Origin of the sequence: Microcoleus sp. bin48.metabat.b7b8b9.023 (assembly GCF_013299185.1) — a bacterium.
GTDB lineage: Bacteria > Cyanobacteriota > Cyanobacteriia > Cyanobacteriales > Microcoleaceae > Microcoleus.
The window spans coordinates 262,798-279,716 of the sequence record NZ_JAAFKG010000002.1; the positions used below are offsets into that span (position 1 = coordinate 262,798).

The following is a 16,919-nucleotide window of genomic DNA, read 5'->3' on the forward strand; positions in this document are numbered from 1 at the left end:
ATAATATGGATACCAGTGATCTTATTATTCAAGGAATTTATTATTATATGCAACGCAACTACGGCGAAGCTCTTGAATGCTTTAACCAAGCCATCATTAACGACGATATGAACTGCGTCCAAGCCTATCACTACCGAGGTTTGATTCGCAGGCGACAAACAGATAAGCAGGAAGCTATTGAAGATTTACAGCAAGCGGCAAAGCTCTTAAACGATAAAGAATACACGACTATATCCAATAATTTACAAACATTTATTGACCAATATTGTTTTAAAAAGATTGAAAATGTAAAATCAGATTATAGTGAACAAAGTTGGATATTTCATAATGAAAACTGGTATGAGTGCTATGACGATCTGGTAGACGCTTTTCCCCATGAATTTATGTCATCTGGCGATATAAATTGTTTAAGACAAGACGCTGATGCGTATATAGAAGAAGAGTTTGAAAAACTAGAGCGCTGGCTTTCTAGGCAACTAAAACATAGTCAGGTTTTGCAGAAGAAGCGTATTAACAATGCGAAGTTCGATCCGGAGCAATTGCAAAGCAACAACTTGCCATTATGCAACTCCCATGAAGCGATCGCCCAAGCTATGGAAATTAGTGTTAAAGGATTGCGCTTTCTAGCTTTTTCCCGCAAAAAATATCATTATATCCGCTTCCAAATTCCAAAAAAAACTGGGGAAAATAGGAAAATATCAGCACCGACACACTTGTTAAAGAAAACTCAAAAGTGGATTCTTGAGAATATTTTAGAAAAAATCCAACTACACGATGCTGCTCACGGTTTTCGCCTTAAACATTCTATAGTTACTAATGCAGAGCATCATGTAGGAAAAGAAGTCATAATCAATATCGACCTCAAAGATTTTTTTCCTTCTATTTCCTATATACGAGTTAAGGGACTTTTCAAATCATTCGGCTATTCGGAAACTGCCTCAACAATTTTCGGTTTGATTTGTACTGAGCCGAAAATTAAAGAGGTTGAATTGAACGGTAAAACAGAATTATTACTTTCGTGGACTAAACGATACTTGCCACAGGGAGCACCAACAAGCCCAGCAATTACAAATATTCTGTGTCGCAGGCTGGATCGGCGATTATATTCGATGGCGAAACAATATGGTTTTGATTATACTCGGTATGCTGATGACCTAACTTTTTCTGCTTCGGGTGAGAGTCTCCGCTATATCTTTAATATCTTCCAAAACACCAGGTTTATTGTTGAGCAAGAAGATTTTGAGATTAATGAACAGAAAACTAAAGTTATTCGTAGATATCAGCAGCAGAAAGTTACTGGTATTGTAGTTAATGAAAAACTTAATGTTTCAAGAGAACAGCTAAAAAAATTTCGTGCTGTTCTTTATCAAATTGAGAAAGACGGTCTGGAAGGTCACAAATGGGGACAGTCTGAGGATATAATCGCATCAATAGAAGGTTTTGCCAATTTTGTCTCGATGGTCAATCCTGAAAAAGGTGCTAAATTCAAAGAACAAATTAACAGAATTAAAGATAAATACGGGTGCCAGAAAGAGCCTAATATTTATAATATTAGTCAAGAAATTATGAATCCATCAGATATAGTAGCTTTGATTCATACTAAAATTAAGGAATTGAGATATTCCAAAAAAGTTAGGCAGATATATTTGAATAAAATTTACAATAAGCAATCGCTGCAACAGTTAACAGACGAAGAACTATTAGAATTGCTGGGTGACTTGACAACTTGGTCATCAGTAGATTCTGGCAGAAGAATGATCAATTTCGTGAAAAAATATATAGGATTAAGCTGCGAATATATCAGACATGATACTCCCGCTCGGGAGGATCTGAATGAATTTTAAAGGTAAGCGATCGCATTGTTTACTAAAATGGTTGTTATATATTGCTTAAATGTTATACTTTGATAGTCACGCGCTGCTGTAACTCATGCAAAACAGCCTTGCATTTCGGGCGGTGGATCGCCGCCCATACGTTTAAGCTACCTCCTAGTCGCCTGACCTACGGGCTTTCGGCGAATTGCCCAGTTACTTACTGACTAACTTTTTAAGTGATTGGATGTCTTTTTTGCGAAGGGGCAACTTGATAGCAGCAGCGCGTGATATTTTTTTAACAGTTGTCTCTACAGAAAGTGCGATCGCCTGTTACAACTAATTTTTAGGTGGCGAGAAAATTCCTAAGAATAGAAAATCGCGATTACTTACGGGATAGCTCCGCTTCACGCCCTTTTGTCCCAACCCTTCCAGAATACCGGGCCAGAGACCTGTAGATCGATCGCACAAAACGCCGCCTATAATCTAAACTAGCCCCACACTCTCATCAATTGAGAAACCGCCATGAGTCAAGATAAGGAAAAAATCAGCTATTCAGAGAAAACAGAACGCCTCAGAGTCATCGCTCAGTTTATCAAAACCGTGACACCGATGATTTGGACAGTTGTAATTCTAGTAGTCATCATTCCCCTACTAGGCAACTTTCTCATCTCCCAGTCGCTCACAAATACTGCAACCACAACCGTTGTAGTCTCCCCGCCCCACGACTTCAGCAAAGTCAACCAAGACATTAAAAACGCCATCCAAAAAGCCCATACAACAGCCGAGACTTTCGCATCAAAAGAATTGGACAAATGGGAAACCGAAGTAATAGCACGAGTAGACAATAGCTTCCTCGATTGGTACTTCGATTACTTCAATCAAAAAAAGATGGAGTTTACAGTCCCTTTCAATTTCGTCAAATCAGCCGTACTCAACCGATTTGACATGAATGCAGCATCTCGTGCGGTTTCCGAAAAATTAACCGAAGACTTCCAAAGAGAATTTGCTAACCGCGTGCTGGTTCCCAAAAACGCTCAACTCAAATTTCAATTAATCACTCAAGATACTGCCAACTTGTACATAGCCGAAGTCAGCAAAAATGTCAAAGTAGTTCAAAACAATTATAACATCCCACAAGTACAGTGGGACAAATATCTGAACGATATTGCCACCACAATCAGCGACAAAGGAAGCATCTCAAATTTATCCTTAAAAGCATTGGTTGGTGGCAGCGGTTACTTAATTGCTAAACCATTAATATTGGGAGTAGCAACCAAAGTCGGCAGCAAAGTTACAGCAAAAGTTGCCAGCAAAGCCGCCGCCAAAGTAGCAACAAAAACAGGCGGTACAGTTGCAAGTCAGCTTGGAGTAGGTTTAATCGACCCGATTGTCGGCATCGGGATTATTATCTGGGATTTGTGGGATTACAATCATACAGTCACAGTAGAAAGACCAATTTTGCGCGAACACATTGTAGAATACTTGAAAGATGTGAAAAAATCCCTGCTCGCACATCCTGAAACCGGAATCATGGCAGCAATTTATCAGTTAGAAAGCGGCATTCTCAAGTCACTTTCATAAGCGGTAACTCCCTAGGTTTGCCAGCAAATTTCTCTAGCCAATCATAGCATCATCTATGAACAAAATTCCTGCTAAAAACGAAAGCCGGGAAATGCTGAAATGGCTGAACCGAAATTGCCAGCACTTGCAACAGTATGCCCATCAATATATTGCTTATTTATAATGCTAACGGTATTATCTAAAACAGTGAAAACTTGCGCGAAATTTTACAGTTAGCTGAAGCATCAGGAGAGATTTTTTCAATTTACTTAGTTCCGGGTTTTACTAGCTCTATTGTGATTTTACCGATTTATTTCAGCACTGTCAGCACCCATGAGTGGTCGCCTACCTATCAAGTAAATCTCAAGCATAAAGAGCTAGTCATGAATGCTACTATGGTAGTAGATTCAGGAGCAGATTTTAGTATAATTTCATTGAAAGCAGGTCAAGATTTGGGATATGCTTTAGCCGATGGAGAACACATATCAATATGTCAAACAATTGGGGGTAACAGTTGAGTATGTTTTGCGACAGATTGAAATGACAATTGACGGATATAATTTGATGGTTCCTACTGCTTGGATACAAAATAACACAGCAGATGTCATGCTTTTAGGAAAAGAAGTTGTGTTCGATAAGTTTAATATTGAATTTCGGCAAGCTGATTTTAAAAAAGAATACAACAATACTCTTGTCCCCCCCCTTAGCAAGGGGGGGTTAGGGGGGGTCAAAGATTGTTGCACGATTTTAGAGAAATGGTATTACCAAACGTGAAGATGCTCTCGGCCTTTAATTATATAGCCTTTCTCAAAAAGATGAGGTATAAATGATAGCTTATACAAGCACTAAACTAAGATAGGGCTGAAGCCCAACAACGTACCTTATCTTTCCAATCGCCATTATATCACGTCCTCAAAAATAGTTTCAACCTCGTAAACACCACCACAATTAACGCTAAAACCGCTGTATATCCAAAGCCCCTCAAAAAACCCATAAACGGATCGGTGGAAGTCATCTCAATAATCACAGGTTCCCATTCATTTAATACCAGAATCGGCCAGATAATATTGGCAAATCCCGCATACCCAATCATCGGATTCACCCCGTTATCAATAAACAACTGCAAAAACCATCTCTTCTGAAACACATCAATAATTATCATCAACCCAATTAACAGAAAAATCGCCATTCCAGTCGTTACAAAAAAGTAACTCATCGTCGCCGAATCTTTCTTAATTCCGCCTTCATAAGGCTCAAACAGCAAACCCAGAACCAGCCAATAAAAACCCCATTTGTAAAGGCGGTTCAATACATTTTCCGTGACATTCCGAGGCTTTCTCAACAAAAACAAACCGCACAAACACAGTACCACCGTCACTAATGAAACCTGCCACACCAATCTAGCTTGCAGTCCAACTAACAAAACTAAATTGACAGCAAACATCAAAATCATAATGCTAAAATAGCGCCAACTCTTCCAGCTAGCATAAATCGCCTCTTCCGGCGAACGATACTCTATCCACCTTCCAAGCAAATCTCCAACAATCGTACCAGGAATCACTACAAACAAATACTTTAAATAATCAAATTGAAACAGCCAAGGTGCAGGAGAGTACAGCCAAACTAGCTTAATCCAACCGTCAGCATGAGAAGACAGCCGCGCCGCCAACAGCAAACCCAAAAATCCGACTCGCAACCACACATTTGAACGCGTAAACAGCCAAATTATAGAACCAAAAACTGCTACATTTGCAAGTACCATCAAGATAATATCGTTGCGTTCAAAAGAAATTCCCCTACCATCGGGATATTTGATATGAGAGATGAAGCCAATCCCCGCACTCCAACCAACAACTGTCATCCCTCGCCACAGCCAAGTTGACCATTTTTTGGGCCAGCGAACGTACATTAAAAATAATAGAAAAAAACCGCACAAAGCCAGCCACCACTTTTGCGGGCTTGGTTCGTCTGGATTAATTGTAGTCGGGCGAATGTGCTGGAGAAATATCGCAAATGACGCTAACAAAAAGCCTCTTTGCAAAATAGAGAAAATCACTTTTTTTGTATCCCCTCCCTTGGCGATGCGGCGCGACAAAGCTAGCGGTATCGCGGCGCCCATTGCAAACAAAAAGAAGGGGAAAACTAAGTCAACCCAGGTTAATCCTGGTAGCTTATTATTAAAAATATGGTCTGGTGGTGGTAATTGGGCGTGATACATCCACGCTGGTAAGGTTTTGCGGGCTATTGTACCTGATAAAACCATTGCTAATACTGCTAGTCCGCGCAGCGCATCAAGGGCGTCGGCGCGTTGGGAAACGGCAGCAATTGCTAAGGTTTTTTGGTTTTCGATGCTATTTTGTGATTCCGATGTTGCGTGTTCCAATGCACTCACCAATTCTTCATTGAATAACTGTAAAAGCTGTATATAGCCTTTCTCACAAAGATGAGGTATGGCTGATAGCTTATATAACGGCTGAAACTAAGAGGGCTGAAGCCCAACAACGTACTTCATCTTTGCTCAGAAAGGCTATAGCTTATTTTTTGCCAATTAGTTTGTGCAACCAGCTTCCTGAAGCTAGTCTGCTGAGTCTTTCTGCGGAGTGCTTTTTGTTGACTGTTAATCTCGAAATCCGGTATTTATTGGGTGGAAAAAACCGCAATTTTAATTTGAGACTGTCGTACAAGTATCCTGATGAGAAGTATTTGACGAGGTATTTGTCAACTTGTTTGTTGACGGCGCCAAAGGGGTAGGCTATGTGAGACGCAACTATTTGATTTGGATCTAAGTCTTTGGTGCATTTTCTGAGTATAATTTGGTCTTGAGATAGTTCTCTGTCTAATGCTGTCATAGAAATCTTTGTAAGATTTTCGTGGTTCAGTCCGTGGGATTGAATATCATAAAAACCTGTTTGCATTCCGTCTCTTAAGTCTTGACAAGTTACCTTTTTTATGAGTGAGTCTTGACGACCTAAGAAGCCGGAGTTGACAAATACAACTACTTTAGTTTTTCTGCCATATTTATTTTCGAGTCTTTGTAAAATCGGGAGCAAGTGCGTATAAATGCTTTTGTTGCCATCGTCAAAGGTAATCATAACTTTTTTGCGATCGCCATATTCACTCGGCACCGGCTTTTTGGGATTGGCGATGAAATACTCGTAAAGCTCTTGGGTTGACAAAAACCAATAGTTCTGCCTAACTAAGTCATCTAAAAATGGTTCCAAGTTTTGCTGGCTGTAGTCGCCGGGAAAGTCTCGCCGCTGCGGCGGTATTTCCTGGGGATTCCGCAAATCTACTATATCGTGAAAGCCGAATATCGGAATTTCTACTGTGATAATTTCTAAGATTGCTTGATAGGTGATGAAAGTTAGGAGGAATGCTAGTAAAAATCTAATAATACGTTTTTTTCGGGGCGTCATACCGGGTTTAAAATACTCGGGCCATTTGTTAACTAAATAATTTATCATTGACAATTACAACCTCATAAGGTATATAGTTCAGGCGGTAGTATGACGGTTTTTCCAGTTTAGATGTTGGGAGTGTCTAGATTGTCGATCGCCCGTGTCGCCCCTAAAGATGAGCTAGGCCAAGTCTAGCATGATACAATTTATGGCGATCGTACTTTTCCCGCAGCACCCCCTTAAAACTTGACAAGATTTATTTTTGGCTAACTTTTTTACACAGAAAGAATTGGTTGAAAGCCCCAACCCCTTGAGGGAGAAATTAAAATCGGACTATTCATTACTCCATCCCTCTTCCTTTTAGGTAGAGGTCGCTCTCTTGGAGAGACTGTCACTTGTCAACTGTCAACTGTCAACTGTCAACTGTTGAAACGTGATGTCCTGTACTTGTGATTTCTTGCCCGAGGTGGTAGCATACTTCTGCGAAAGCCCGACGATCGAACAACAATGATGAAAATCGAAGTAATTCTGCCTGTTTACAACGAAGCAAATTGCATAGAGCAAACCTTTGACAGAATTTTAGAATTTTCTCAAAAAAATCATGCTTACAATTTTATCATTGTTAATGACGGCTCCACCGACAATACCCTAGAAATTATAGACAATAAACTCAAAGATTTCCCCACACATCACATCAAACTAATTTCTTACAGCAACCGTCAAGGTAAAGGGTATGCCGTCAAAAAAGGATGCGAATATGCAGACGCAGACTGCATTTGCTTCATGGATGGCGACTTAGCATACTCCCTCGAACATCTCGAACCCTTAGTAGAAAAATTAGAAAAATTTGATGTCGTAATTGGTTGCCGCAATCTCGATCGAGAAAACTTCCGAAATCTTACCTTACTTAGAAAAATAGCCGGCAAAATATTTAACTTTATTTCCCGAGTTATCCTCAATTTAAAATATAAAGATATGCAAGCTGGACTCAAAGGCTTCAAGAAAATACCAGCCAAACAAATATTTAAAAGACAAACACTTACCGGGTTTTCCTTTGATGCAGAACTGCTTTTCTTAGCCAAAAAGAAAGGATATACAATTGGTGAGATACCAGCCAGAGTTTCACAAGAACATCTCTACAAACTTTCTCAAGTCAATATATTGAAAGATTCCCTAAAAATGCTGAGCTGCTTGTTTAAGATTAGATCCAACGACCGCGCAGGCTACTATGAATAAATCAATATTGTTGAGTTTCGATCTAGAAGAATTTGACATCCCCGAAGAATACGGTCAACACCTGGAAGAGGAAATAAAATTTGAAATATCTAGCCGAGGATTGTCAAATATTATAGCACTTCTTGACAGATTAGAGATTAAAGCCACATTTTTTGTGACAGCCAACTTTGCACTCCACCACCGAGACACAATCAAGGAACTCTCAAAACATCACGAAATCGCCTCCCACGGCTTTTACCACTCTCAATTTTGCGTCGAAGATTTGCAAAAATCTAAGCTAACCCTAGAACAAATAACCAATACTCAAGTCACCGGATTCAGAATGGCAAGACTTCAGCCAGTTGACGATATAGAAATAGAAAAGGCAGGGTACGAATACAACTCATCCATGAATCCCACTTACATTCCCGGTAGATACAACAATCTCTCTAAACCCAGAACGGCATATTATACGAATCAATTACTGAATCTTCCCATATCAGTGACTCCTCTGATCCGATTTCCGTTATTTTGGCTGAGCTTTAAAAACTTTCCTCTGTCAATGATACAATTAGCCACCAAGCTAACGCTAGAAACAGATTCGTATCTCAATATCTACTTTCACCCGTGGGAATTCACAGATATTTCCGAGTTTAAATTACCCGGTTACGTCAAAAAAGACTCAGGCGACAAAATGGTTGACAAACTTGAAAAATACCTGGAAATTCTGAAAACTCAAGGTAAATTTATTTCTATTTCCGAATTCAAACACAACTTCAGTCAATCTCAGAAAAAATATCGGGTTCAGTAAAAACTATGAAATTTAAACCTATTGATTCCTGGAACAGTCAAACAGGATTGCGTCAAGCTACAATCCTAGCAACTATATTTTTTATAATAGTTTTAACTTTTAGTATCATCCGTTACGAAAGCTTTTTATCCACCTACGATCACGGTCTCTTTAACCAAGTATTTTGGAACAGCGTACACGGGCGATTTTTTCAAAGTTCAATGTCATCAGCCGCCTCTAGCGCCTCGCTGATAGACCGACAACTGTCATACCCATCTTACATCCATTTAGGGCAACACTTTGTCATCGATTTTCTGATTTGGCTGCCGATTTATGCTTTGTTTCCATCTCCTGTCACCCTGATTGTTCTGCAAGTAGGTTTAATTGCTGCCGCCGGAATAGTGCTGTATTTCTTAGCAAGACACTATCTATCTGTTCCGATGTCAGTAATGATAGTTGCTAGCTATTACGGAGCAAATGGTGTCATCGGCCCGACGCTGGGAAATTTTTACGAACACTGCCAGATTCCTCTATTTATGTTTAGTTTGCTCCTAGCTTTAGAAAAGCAGCGCTGGTGGCTGTTTTGGCTGTTCGCAGTGTTAACATTAGGTACTCGCGAAGATGCTGGAATTAGCTTGTTTGGCATCGGATCGTATTTAATTGTCAGCCGTCGCTACCCTCGTGCTGGCATGGCTTTGTGCGCGCTGAGTTTTAGCTATGTGGTGTTTATAACTAATACAATTATGCCGAGGTTTTCGGTTGACAATTCCCGCTTGTACATAGCAAGTTACTTTAGTAAATTTGTCAAAACAGAGAATCCGTCAACACTAGAACTGTTGTGGGCAATTATCACTCAACCTCAGATAATTATTGAAGTATTTTTCAAGGATGCAAGCAGGCGGATTTTATATATTTTCGGTCATTGGTTGCCGCTAGGATTTGTGCCTGCGATTGCTCCTAGTGCCTGGTTGATGACTATTTTTCCTTTGCTGGTTCTGTTGCTGCAAGTTGTTAATAAGTCGGCTACTTCTATCAACACCCGCTACACATTTGCGATCGTTCCGGGGTTGTTTTATGGTACAATCCTGTGGTGGTCGCAAAATCAAGGTAAATTTAAACCAAGGTTCCATCGCTTCTGGATTGGATGTATTGGTTTGTCGATCGTACTTACCTACACTTCTAATCCGAGTAAAGCTTTGTATTCTATTTCTCCTTATTCTTTCCAACCTTGGGTTTATCAATCTTTGCCTGCTCAACTGGGCCATGCAGCTAATGTCAAAAAAGTCTTGAGTTTGATTCCCCAAGATTCTAGTGTTTCTACTAGCGGTTATATAGTTTCTCACCTTTCTGGTCGCCGAAATCTGATTCGTTTAGAGGTGATGCAGATGAAAGATGAAGAGGGAAAAGTGGTCGATGTCGATTATGCGCTGTTAGATTTGTGGCAGTTGAAGCAAAATAATTTGAAAGCTGAGGTTGACCGAGGTAGAGTTCGGGGGGGAGTGCGTTTTACCGATGCAGCTCTGCGGAATGGCTTGTACGGAATTGCTGAAGTATTGGACGGGGTGGTTTTGGTTCAAAAAGGGATTACTTCTAAGCCGGAAGTTTTGGCGGCTTGGTCGAAATTGCGGCAGGAAATTCAACCGTTGATGAAATAGTCGGAAGAAATCGATCGCCCACAACGCGATCGCCCACAACGACTAAAATCAAATAAAATTGCCAAAAGGTCGATCGACCCCCGCAGCTCGGCTGTATTTGGATTCAAGGTTTGCTATACTCCAGAATATAGACACATATTAACCTTTGGAAAATCAATAGGCCGGAGCTATGACATCCTATGCAACCTCTACAGCAAGAGCCGAGATGAGTGAGATCCGGCGCTTGAAAAATATACTGCCCCCAGAACTCCAAAGTTGGGTAACAGTAGAAAAAACAATAGAAGTTAATCCCACCCTAATCCGTAGCGAAGAGATAGGCAAAGACCAGGTAGAAATACAGATAGACCTGATCCGCTGGGAACAGCTAGCAATGGATCAGCGCAACCTCCTATTTTGGCATGAAGTCGCCCGCATCCAAAACGACACCATCCCCAGAGACGGTTGGGAAATGGCGGCTCTGGCGATCGGTTTAGGCGGCGCCGTCGGCGAACTTTGGGTGCAAGATGGCTTGCTACTGGTATTGGCCCTAGCCCTGTGCGGCGTCTCTGGCTGGAGACTTTACCAAAAAAATAACGGAGATAAAAGCTTAAAAGAAGCAATAGACGCTGACGAAAAAGCTCTCACCCTCGCCACTCGCTTCGGCTACACTCTGCCAAACGCTTATAAAAGCCTCGGTAGCGCCTTAAAAACCTTAATCGAGCAAACCTCCAAAAAAACTCAACGGGCTAAATACGAAGCTCGTCTCCAGGCCCTGAAACGCAACGCAGCCAAAGCCAAAGCCAAAGTCCAACCCATCAGCCGCGAAACCTCCCAGTCAGAAAACGTCTACAATTCTTGAGCTACCAGAAAATTGGGGTTAGAGCCTCCCCCTTAAGCGGGGGACTTTCTCCATATTTTTAGAGGAAGTCAGGCATTCCTACGATCGATGTGTTATGCCGAGGAACAGGAGGAAATTAAGATGCTTGTTCTCGAATTCAAGGCTTACGCAAAACTATGTTAGTTTCAGGCAGTAGATGAAGCAATTAGAATTTGTCAATTCATTCGCAACAAATCGATCCGACTGTGGATGGATGGTGGGGCTAAATCTTGGTTAGATCTTTCTAAGCATTGTGCAATTTGGGCAAAAAAAATTGACCGGAGCAAATAAGTTAGGTGCGATCGCTTTCGCAGGCTAGTGCAGAAAGAGCATGGGCTAGTATTTCCCGCTTTTATGATAATGTCAAAAAAGGCATTAAAGGCAAAAGAGTTGGGTTTCCTAAATTCCAGAAAGACTGTCGTTCTGTTGAGTACAAAATTAATTCTTGGAAGCTTTCGTTCGATAGGAAATCAATCACCTCTACCGATAAGTGTGGAATTGGTAGACTGAAGTTAAAAGGTACTCGTGACTTAAATTTTTATCAACTCTTCCCAAATTAAGCGAGTACGGTTGGTTAAACGAGCAGATGGATATTATGTCCAGTTTTGCATCTCTATAGACCGACTAGAAACCGCTCCAATGACAGGTAAAACAATTGGACTAGATGTCGGTTTGAAAGAGTTTTACACTGATTCAAATGGCTTCATGGTTCCCAACCCTAGATTTCTGCTCAGAGCTGAAGCACGATTAAAACGTGCTGGGCGTCTAGTAAGTCGGAAGGTAAAAGGCGGGTCAAACCGCCGCAAAGCTAGAGCGATTTTAGGTAAGCGACATCTCAAAATAAGTAGACAGCGTAAAGACCATGCAATTAAGCTTGCAAGGTGCGTAATCACATCAAACGATGTAGTGGTTTACGAAGATTTGAGAGTGTCTAACCTGGTGAAAAATCATTGTCTGGCTAAGTCAATAAGCGATGCTTCTTGGTATCAGTTCAGAGTGTTATTAGAATATTTTGGAAAAGTGTTTGGTCGGATCACCATTGCGGTAAATCCTGCTTACACGAGTCAAGAATGCAGTAATTGTGGGGAAGCCGTTAAAAAATCTCTCTCCACTCGAACCCATGATTGTCAGTGTGGATGCGAGATGGATAGAGATCCTAATGCCGCAATTAATATCCTGAATCGCGGGATAGGTACGACGGGGCACGTCGGAACTTCTGTACTAGATGCAGTAAACGCTTAGGAATCAAAATTTAATAACCTAGGCGACTATGCCCCCTTCGCCCTTACTGGAAAAAAAATGGGGAAGCAAAGTTACTTAAGTTATTCAATTTTCATTCCTTAGGGAGATTGGATCTCTGGATCGGGTGCAGCAATGTTCTTGATTTAAGTCCGAGCGCTGAACGAAGAATCCTCACGCTCATCTGAGCCCAGGAGTGTCAACTTTGCCTTGGATATCGGGACACTCGGTGGTCACATTTTCGGGCGTCTTTGTAAAGTTTGTATAAAGCTGGGCTTTAGATCGGAAGAATATTTGGTAAAGGTGGAGCAGCTAGGACACAATAGGCTAAAGACATCAGCTTGAAATTTGAAACTAGGACTTCATGGTCAGCCAAACCCCAGAGACAGATTTTCGGGTTACATACTTGGACGAGATTCCCTCGGTTCACATACCCGTGCGCTTGAGCGTACTTGAAGCCGTAAACTTCAAGACAACCTGCCAGCAACTTTTCTCTGAAAACACCGTTCCCAGCAAAATTGTCCTAGACTTCAGTCAGACGACATTCATTGACAGTAGCGGGATCGGTGCTTTAGTCAGCAATTTGAAATTTGCCAGACAGCGCGGCAGCGACTTGGTACTCCGGAACCTGAAGCCGCAGGTAATGGCAGTATTTGCTCTCACCAGCCTAGATCAAGTGCTGACAATCGAGCAGCCTTCTGCAAACTCAACTCCTGCAAAGACAGACCCCTCCGACAATCAGCTACCGATGACGCACCCCTCGGTGCAGTCGTTGGTGAAACGGGTGATAGATGTTGTTGGGGCAATCGTCGGTTTGATAATTACAGGAATTTTGTTTGTACCCATAGCGGCAGCCATCACGATTAACGATCCGGGCCCGATATTGTTTGCACAAACCCGCTGCGGCTGGATGGGCAGAAGATTTCGGATTTGGAAATTTCGATCGATGTGTACTAATGCCGAAGCCATGAAAGCCGAAATTAAAAACCAAGCTTCTGGCGCATTTTTCAAAAATGACAACGACCCGCGGATTACCAAAGTCGGGCGCATCTTGCGGAAAACGAGTCTCGACGAACTGCCACAGTTTTGGAACGTGCTCAAAGGCGAAATGAGTCTAGTCGGCACCAGACCGCCTACTCCAGACGAAGTAGAGCGCTACGAAGTCCCTCAGTGGCAGCGTTTGGATGTCAAACCTGGAATGACAGGCGAATGGCAAGTCAACGGTCGCTCTAAAGTCCGCGATTTTGAAGATGTCATCCGTTTAGATTTAAAATACCAACAAGACTGGAGCCTGATGTATGACCTGAAACTAATTGTTAAAACGATAACTGTGCTGTTTAACAAAAATAGTGGCGCTATGTAGAGCGGTCAACAACCGATTGCTGAACTTTTAGTTGCTGTTAATTCCTCGACAGCCGGAACTCGAACTTGATACTTAGTCAAGCAGGCGATCGATCGCGATACTTACGTTAGGATTAAGTGTTAAAATTCACACGCCCAGAAAGTGTGCATCTATTTGCCAGCTCTGCGATCGGAGCATTAATTAGCAATTGGCGAGTTCGAGGTCGTACTCGAATGACTCCAGCAGGGTTTTCGAGGACGACAAGAACTCAGGTGTGTTGAAAAAAGTACGGACTGCTAACACGGTCGAAGCTGAAATAACTCATCGCAAGCTGCTGAGTCGGGAAATTTTCCGATTTAAACGTCCTACCGAAGCGGGTTACAGTATCGGAAGTCTCTCATTTTCGCGATCGAGTAAATGGTGCGAAAGGAATGCTCACCTTGAGGCAAAACGGGCTTCTTCAATTCAAGCTTGACTAAACTAATATGTTGCCAAGACCTTGCCCTCCTTTTCCTCTCCAACCTGCGCTGGCTACAGCGGTGGTGGGGGGCGACCAGGGAGAAGAAAAATGAAAGACGAGCAACCAATTGCCGAGTTTGACCTTCAGGTTACAACAGACCTGAACGCTCTGACACAAGTTTCGGAATGGTTGGAGAATATTGTTCTGCCGCTGATACCACAGGACTTGTGGTGGCAGTGCAGCCTGATTGTTAATGAAGGGTTTACAAATGCTGTCCGCCATGCTCACCAGAACTTGCCCCCCGAGACGCCGATCGACATTGACGTAAAAGTGTTTGCAGACTACTTAGAAATTAGGATTTGGGACAAGGGTCAACCCTTCAACCTGGAATCAAAGCTGCGCTCGATCCTGCAAGAGCAGCGCGATCCCTTGGATAGAGAAGGAGAAAGGGGACTGGTGTTTATGTACAAGCTCACCGACGAGCTGCACTATATCCGTACCGACGATCGCTCCAACTGCCTGGTAATGCGGAAAAACCTTATCTGAGGGCGCGATGCCCGCCTGAGCCTGGGCGGCTTCTGGCGATCGTCGGCCCTGGCGGGCGCCGCCCCTGAGATGCCCCTGACACCCGATCGCATCCTCTGCAATTCACCGGGTGGACGATCGAGTTAGTCGCGGCAGGACTATTTGCTTCAAACTAAATATTATGCGTATTCTAATTTATTCCTATAACTACTATCCAGAGCCGATCGGCATTGCCCCCTTGATGACAGAACTAGCCCAAGGCCTAGTCAAGCGCGGGCACCAAGTCCGAGTCGTCACCGGAATGCCCAACTATCCCCAGCGGCGAATTTATCCGCAATATCGGGGCAAATTCTACCTCACCGAAGAACACAACGGCGTCACTATTCAGCGCAGCTACCTGCGCGTCAACGGCCCTCACCCCAGCCTGCTAGACCGACTTTTGCTAGACGGTAGTTTTGTCGTATCCAGCGCCGTTCAAGCCTTCAGAGGCTGGTGTCCGGACGTGATTTTCTCAACAATGCCACCTTTACCGATTTGTGTCCCAGTGGCCTTTTACGGCTGGATTCGCGATATCCCGATCGTCCTGAACGTTCAAGATATCGTCTCAGAAGCAGCCGTGCGCGTCGGCTTAGTGAAAAAAAATGGAATGCTAGTTCGCATTGCTGACGCTTTAGAAAAATTGGCTTACAGCACAGCTAGCCAAGTCAGCGTTATCGACAGCGGTTTTGTCAGCAAATTGCACTCTCAGGGAGTACCCCCGGAAAAAATAGTTTGCGTTCCGAATTGGGTTGATGTCAATTTTATCCGCCCTTTACCAAAAGAAAATAACCCCTTTCGCGCAACCCACAAACTAAATGGCAAATTTGTGGTTCTTTATGCTGGAAATATTGCCCTTACCCAAGGCTTACAAACAGTGGTCAAAGCAGCGGCCCGTTTGAAGCACATACCTGAAATTGCTTTTGTAATTGTGGGGGAATCAACAGCACTGACGCGCTTGCAAAAAGATTGCGAAACTTACAAAGCTACTAATGTAATGTTACTGTCGTTTGAACCGCGAGAAAAATTGCCCGAAATGTTAGCTGCTGCGGATGTTAGTTTAGTCGTACAAAAGCGCCGGGTAACTAACTTTAATATGCCTTCAAAAATTCAAGTGCTGCTGGCGAGCGGCCGGGCAATTTTGGCGTCGGTTCCCGAAACGGGTACGGCCCATAAAGCAGTGCAGCAAAGCGGTGGCGGGGTGGTGGTAGCGCCGGAAGATCCGCAGGCTTTGGCTGATGCTGTGGAGGATTTGTTCTTAAATCGCGATCGGGTGGATGCGTTGGGCGAACAAGGTAGAAAGTATGCTGTAGAGAATTACGGATTTGAGGAAGCTTTGAATCATTATGAGGCTTTATTTGCGGCGGTGGCGGCAAGTCATGCTGAGAAAATCTTAGAGCCTTTGCCGAAATGAGCGGATAATTAGGTTTGCGAGCTGTGAAAACAACTCTTAAGAGTTATACTGTCTATTCCTCGGTTCAGCTATCTATGTTATTGCTGTGCAGCTTTCACCGAATCATAGCAAAAGAGCTTTGACAGAAATTGCTACAGTTTGATGACAGAAAAAAATCATAGAATCATTTCACTCCTTTGGCTGTCGCGGATTGAATAACTCAATAAAAAATATCCGATCGCAACAGTCAAAGGGAAAAATATAGAAACTAACTCTCGTTATGTTCTTTGCGCGCTTTTTTGTGGTTGATGACGTACACGCCCCAAGGAAGTCGAATTCCAGTAAGCGCCGTCAATCCCAAGCGAGCGTGTTGGGGATTCGATGCCTTCAAATCCGTCCAACTGAGGTTAGTTTTTTGCAAATTTGCCTCAGCTAAATTAGTACCGTTGAGATTCGCCCAACTCGCATCAGCATAGCTGAGATTTGCACGGCTTAAATTGGCTCGTTCTAACCCACATTCCGCATCCCAACTGGCACATAGGCGAATTGAGGGCGTAAAAGTGAATTATCCGAGACCAAGCGTGAGTAAAAACACCCAAAAATCTGTGCAACTATCGCATCACCAGTTAGGCATCC

General features: G+C 42.7%; 15 protein-coding genes and 1 pseudogene. 13 read left to right on the forward strand and 3 right to left on the reverse strand.

Features of this window, described 5'->3' with window-relative positions; translation table 11 throughout:
- Positions 1-5: 5 nt before the first annotated feature.
- The 4 genes from QZW82_RS02330 (at position 6) to QZW82_RS02345 (ending at position 4,148) form a co-directional block, all read left to right on the forward strand.
- A complete protein-coding gene (locus QZW82_RS02330) occupies positions 6-1,844 on the forward strand; it encodes a reverse transcriptase domain-containing protein (protein WP_293143928.1) in 1,839 nt (612 codons plus the stop codon).
- A 492-nt stretch (positions 1,845-2,336) separates the two neighbouring features.
- Positions 2,337-3,395 carry a hypothetical protein gene (locus QZW82_RS02335; RefSeq protein ID WP_293143931.1) on the forward strand — a complete coding sequence of 353 codons (1,059 nt, stop codon included), beginning with the start codon at positions 2,337-2,339 and terminating at the stop codon, positions 3,393-3,395.
- A 194-nt stretch (positions 3,396-3,589) separates the two neighbouring features.
- Positions 3,590-3,892, forward strand: a complete 303-nt coding sequence (locus QZW82_RS02340; RefSeq protein ID WP_293143934.1) for a hypothetical protein — start codon at positions 3,590-3,592, stop codon at positions 3,890-3,892.
- Positions 3,893-3,914: 22 nt separating this feature from the next.
- The gene (locus QZW82_RS02345; protein WP_293143937.1) at positions 3,915-4,148 is read left to right on the forward strand and encodes a hypothetical protein; all 234 of its coding nucleotides are present in this window, start codon (positions 3,915-3,917) and stop codon (positions 4,146-4,148) included.
- A gap of 130 nt (positions 4,149-4,278) precedes the next feature.
- Here the strand turns inward: QZW82_RS02345 and QZW82_RS02350 are convergent, their stop codons facing one another.
- Together QZW82_RS02350 and QZW82_RS02355 are read right to left on the reverse strand one after the other, a co-directional pair.
- Complete coding sequence (locus QZW82_RS02350) at positions 4,279-5,766, reverse strand: DUF5009 domain-containing protein (RefSeq protein WP_293143940.1); 1,488 nt, start codon at positions 5,764-5,766, stop codon at positions 4,279-4,281.
- A 142-nt stretch (positions 5,767-5,908) separates the two neighbouring features.
- Entirely contained in the window at positions 5,909-6,790 is an 882-nt protein-coding gene (locus QZW82_RS02355) for a polysaccharide deacetylase family protein (protein ID WP_293143943.1), read from the reverse strand.
- A gap of 489 nt (positions 6,791-7,279) precedes the next feature.
- Here QZW82_RS02355 and QZW82_RS02360 point away from each other — a divergent pair, with 489 nt between their 5' ends.
- The 9 genes and pseudogenes from QZW82_RS02360 to QZW82_RS02400 all read left to right on the forward strand — a co-directional run bounded on the left by QZW82_RS02360 (position 7,280) and on the right by QZW82_RS02400 (position 16,304).
- Positions 7,280-8,008, forward strand: coding sequence for a glycosyltransferase (locus tag QZW82_RS02360; protein WP_293143946.1), 729 nt, complete (start codon positions 7,280-7,282; stop codon positions 8,006-8,008).
- The gene (locus QZW82_RS02365) at positions 8,001-8,798 is read left to right on the forward strand and encodes a polysaccharide deacetylase family protein (RefSeq protein WP_293143949.1); all 798 of its coding nucleotides are present in this window, start codon (positions 8,001-8,003) and stop codon (positions 8,796-8,798) included. The genes QZW82_RS02360 and QZW82_RS02365 overlap by 8 nt, the downstream gene beginning before the upstream one ends.
- A 5-nt stretch (positions 8,799-8,803) precedes the next feature.
- Positions 8,804-10,432, forward strand: a complete 1,629-nt coding sequence (locus tag QZW82_RS02370) for a DUF2079 domain-containing protein (RefSeq protein ID WP_293143952.1) — start codon at positions 8,804-8,806, stop codon at positions 10,430-10,432.
- A 169-nt stretch (positions 10,433-10,601) separates the two neighbouring features.
- Positions 10,602-11,270, forward strand: a complete 669-nt coding sequence (locus tag QZW82_RS02375; protein ID WP_293143955.1) for a DUF3318 domain-containing protein — start codon at positions 10,602-10,604, stop codon at positions 11,268-11,270.
- A 120-nt stretch (positions 11,271-11,390) separates the two neighbouring features.
- Positions 11,391-12,530 (forward strand): annotated as a pseudogene (locus tag QZW82_RS32160) (transposase).
- A gap of 361 nt (positions 12,531-12,891) precedes the next feature.
- Positions 12,892-13,890 carry a sugar transferase gene (locus QZW82_RS02385; protein ID WP_293143961.1) on the forward strand — a complete coding sequence of 333 codons (999 nt, stop codon included), beginning with the start codon at positions 12,892-12,894 and terminating at the stop codon, positions 13,888-13,890.
- A 253-nt stretch (positions 13,891-14,143) separates the two neighbouring features.
- The gene (locus QZW82_RS02390) at positions 14,144-14,344 is read left to right on the forward strand and encodes a hypothetical protein (protein WP_293143964.1); all 201 of its coding nucleotides are present in this window, start codon (positions 14,144-14,146) and stop codon (positions 14,342-14,344) included.
- A gap of 93 nt (positions 14,345-14,437) precedes the next feature.
- Positions 14,438-14,875, forward strand: coding sequence for an ATP-binding protein (locus tag QZW82_RS02395; RefSeq protein WP_293143993.1), 438 nt, complete (start codon positions 14,438-14,440; stop codon positions 14,873-14,875).
- 160 nt (positions 14,876-15,035) lie between these two features.
- On the forward strand, positions 15,036-16,304 hold the full coding sequence (locus tag QZW82_RS02400) for a WcaI family glycosyltransferase (protein WP_293143996.1): 1,269 nt from the start codon (positions 15,036-15,038) through the stop codon (positions 16,302-16,304).
- A gap of 247 nt (positions 16,305-16,551) precedes the next feature.
- On the opposite strand, the gene QZW82_RS32165 is transcribed toward QZW82_RS02400, so the two are convergent.
- The gene (locus QZW82_RS32165) at positions 16,552-16,830 is read right to left on the reverse strand and encodes a pentapeptide repeat-containing protein (protein WP_366664964.1); all 279 of its coding nucleotides are present in this window, start codon (positions 16,828-16,830) and stop codon (positions 16,552-16,554) included.
- Positions 16,831-16,919 lie beyond the last annotated feature (89 nt).

Bases quoted from the DNA above. Each gene is read 5' to 3' on its own strand.
- QZW82_RS02365 (WP_293143949.1), top strand. From the start codon at position 8,001: ATGAATAAATCAATATTGTTGAGTTTCGATCTAGAAGAATTTGACATC.
- QZW82_RS02375 (WP_293143955.1), top strand. From the start codon at position 10,602: ATGACATCCTATGCAACCTCTACAGCAAGAGCCGAGATGAGTGAGATC.
- QZW82_RS02400 (WP_293143996.1), top strand. From the start codon at position 15,036: ATGCGTATTCTAATTTATTCCTATAACTACTATCCAGAGCCGATCGGC.
- QZW82_RS02345 (WP_293143937.1), top strand. From the start codon at position 3,915: ATGACAATTGACGGATATAATTTGATGGTTCCTACTGCTTGGATACAA.
- QZW82_RS02395 (WP_293143993.1), top strand. From the start codon at position 14,438: ATGAAAGACGAGCAACCAATTGCCGAGTTTGACCTTCAGGTTACAACA.
- QZW82_RS02385 (WP_293143961.1), top strand. From the start codon at position 12,892: ATGGTCAGCCAAACCCCAGAGACAGATTTTCGGGTTACATACTTGGAC.
- QZW82_RS02360 (WP_293143946.1), top strand. From the start codon at position 7,280: ATGATGAAAATCGAAGTAATTCTGCCTGTTTACAACGAAGCAAATTGC.
- QZW82_RS02370 (WP_293143952.1), top strand. From the start codon at position 8,804: ATGAAATTTAAACCTATTGATTCCTGGAACAGTCAAACAGGATTGCGT.
- QZW82_RS02335 (WP_293143931.1), top strand. From the start codon at position 2,337: ATGAGTCAAGATAAGGAAAAAATCAGCTATTCAGAGAAAACAGAACGC.
- QZW82_RS02330 (WP_293143928.1), top strand. From the start codon at position 6: ATGGATACCAGTGATCTTATTATTCAAGGAATTTATTATTATATGCAA.
- QZW82_RS02355 (WP_293143943.1), bottom strand. From the start codon at position 6,790: ATGACGCCCCGAAAAAAACGTATTATTAGATTTTTACTAGCATTCCTC.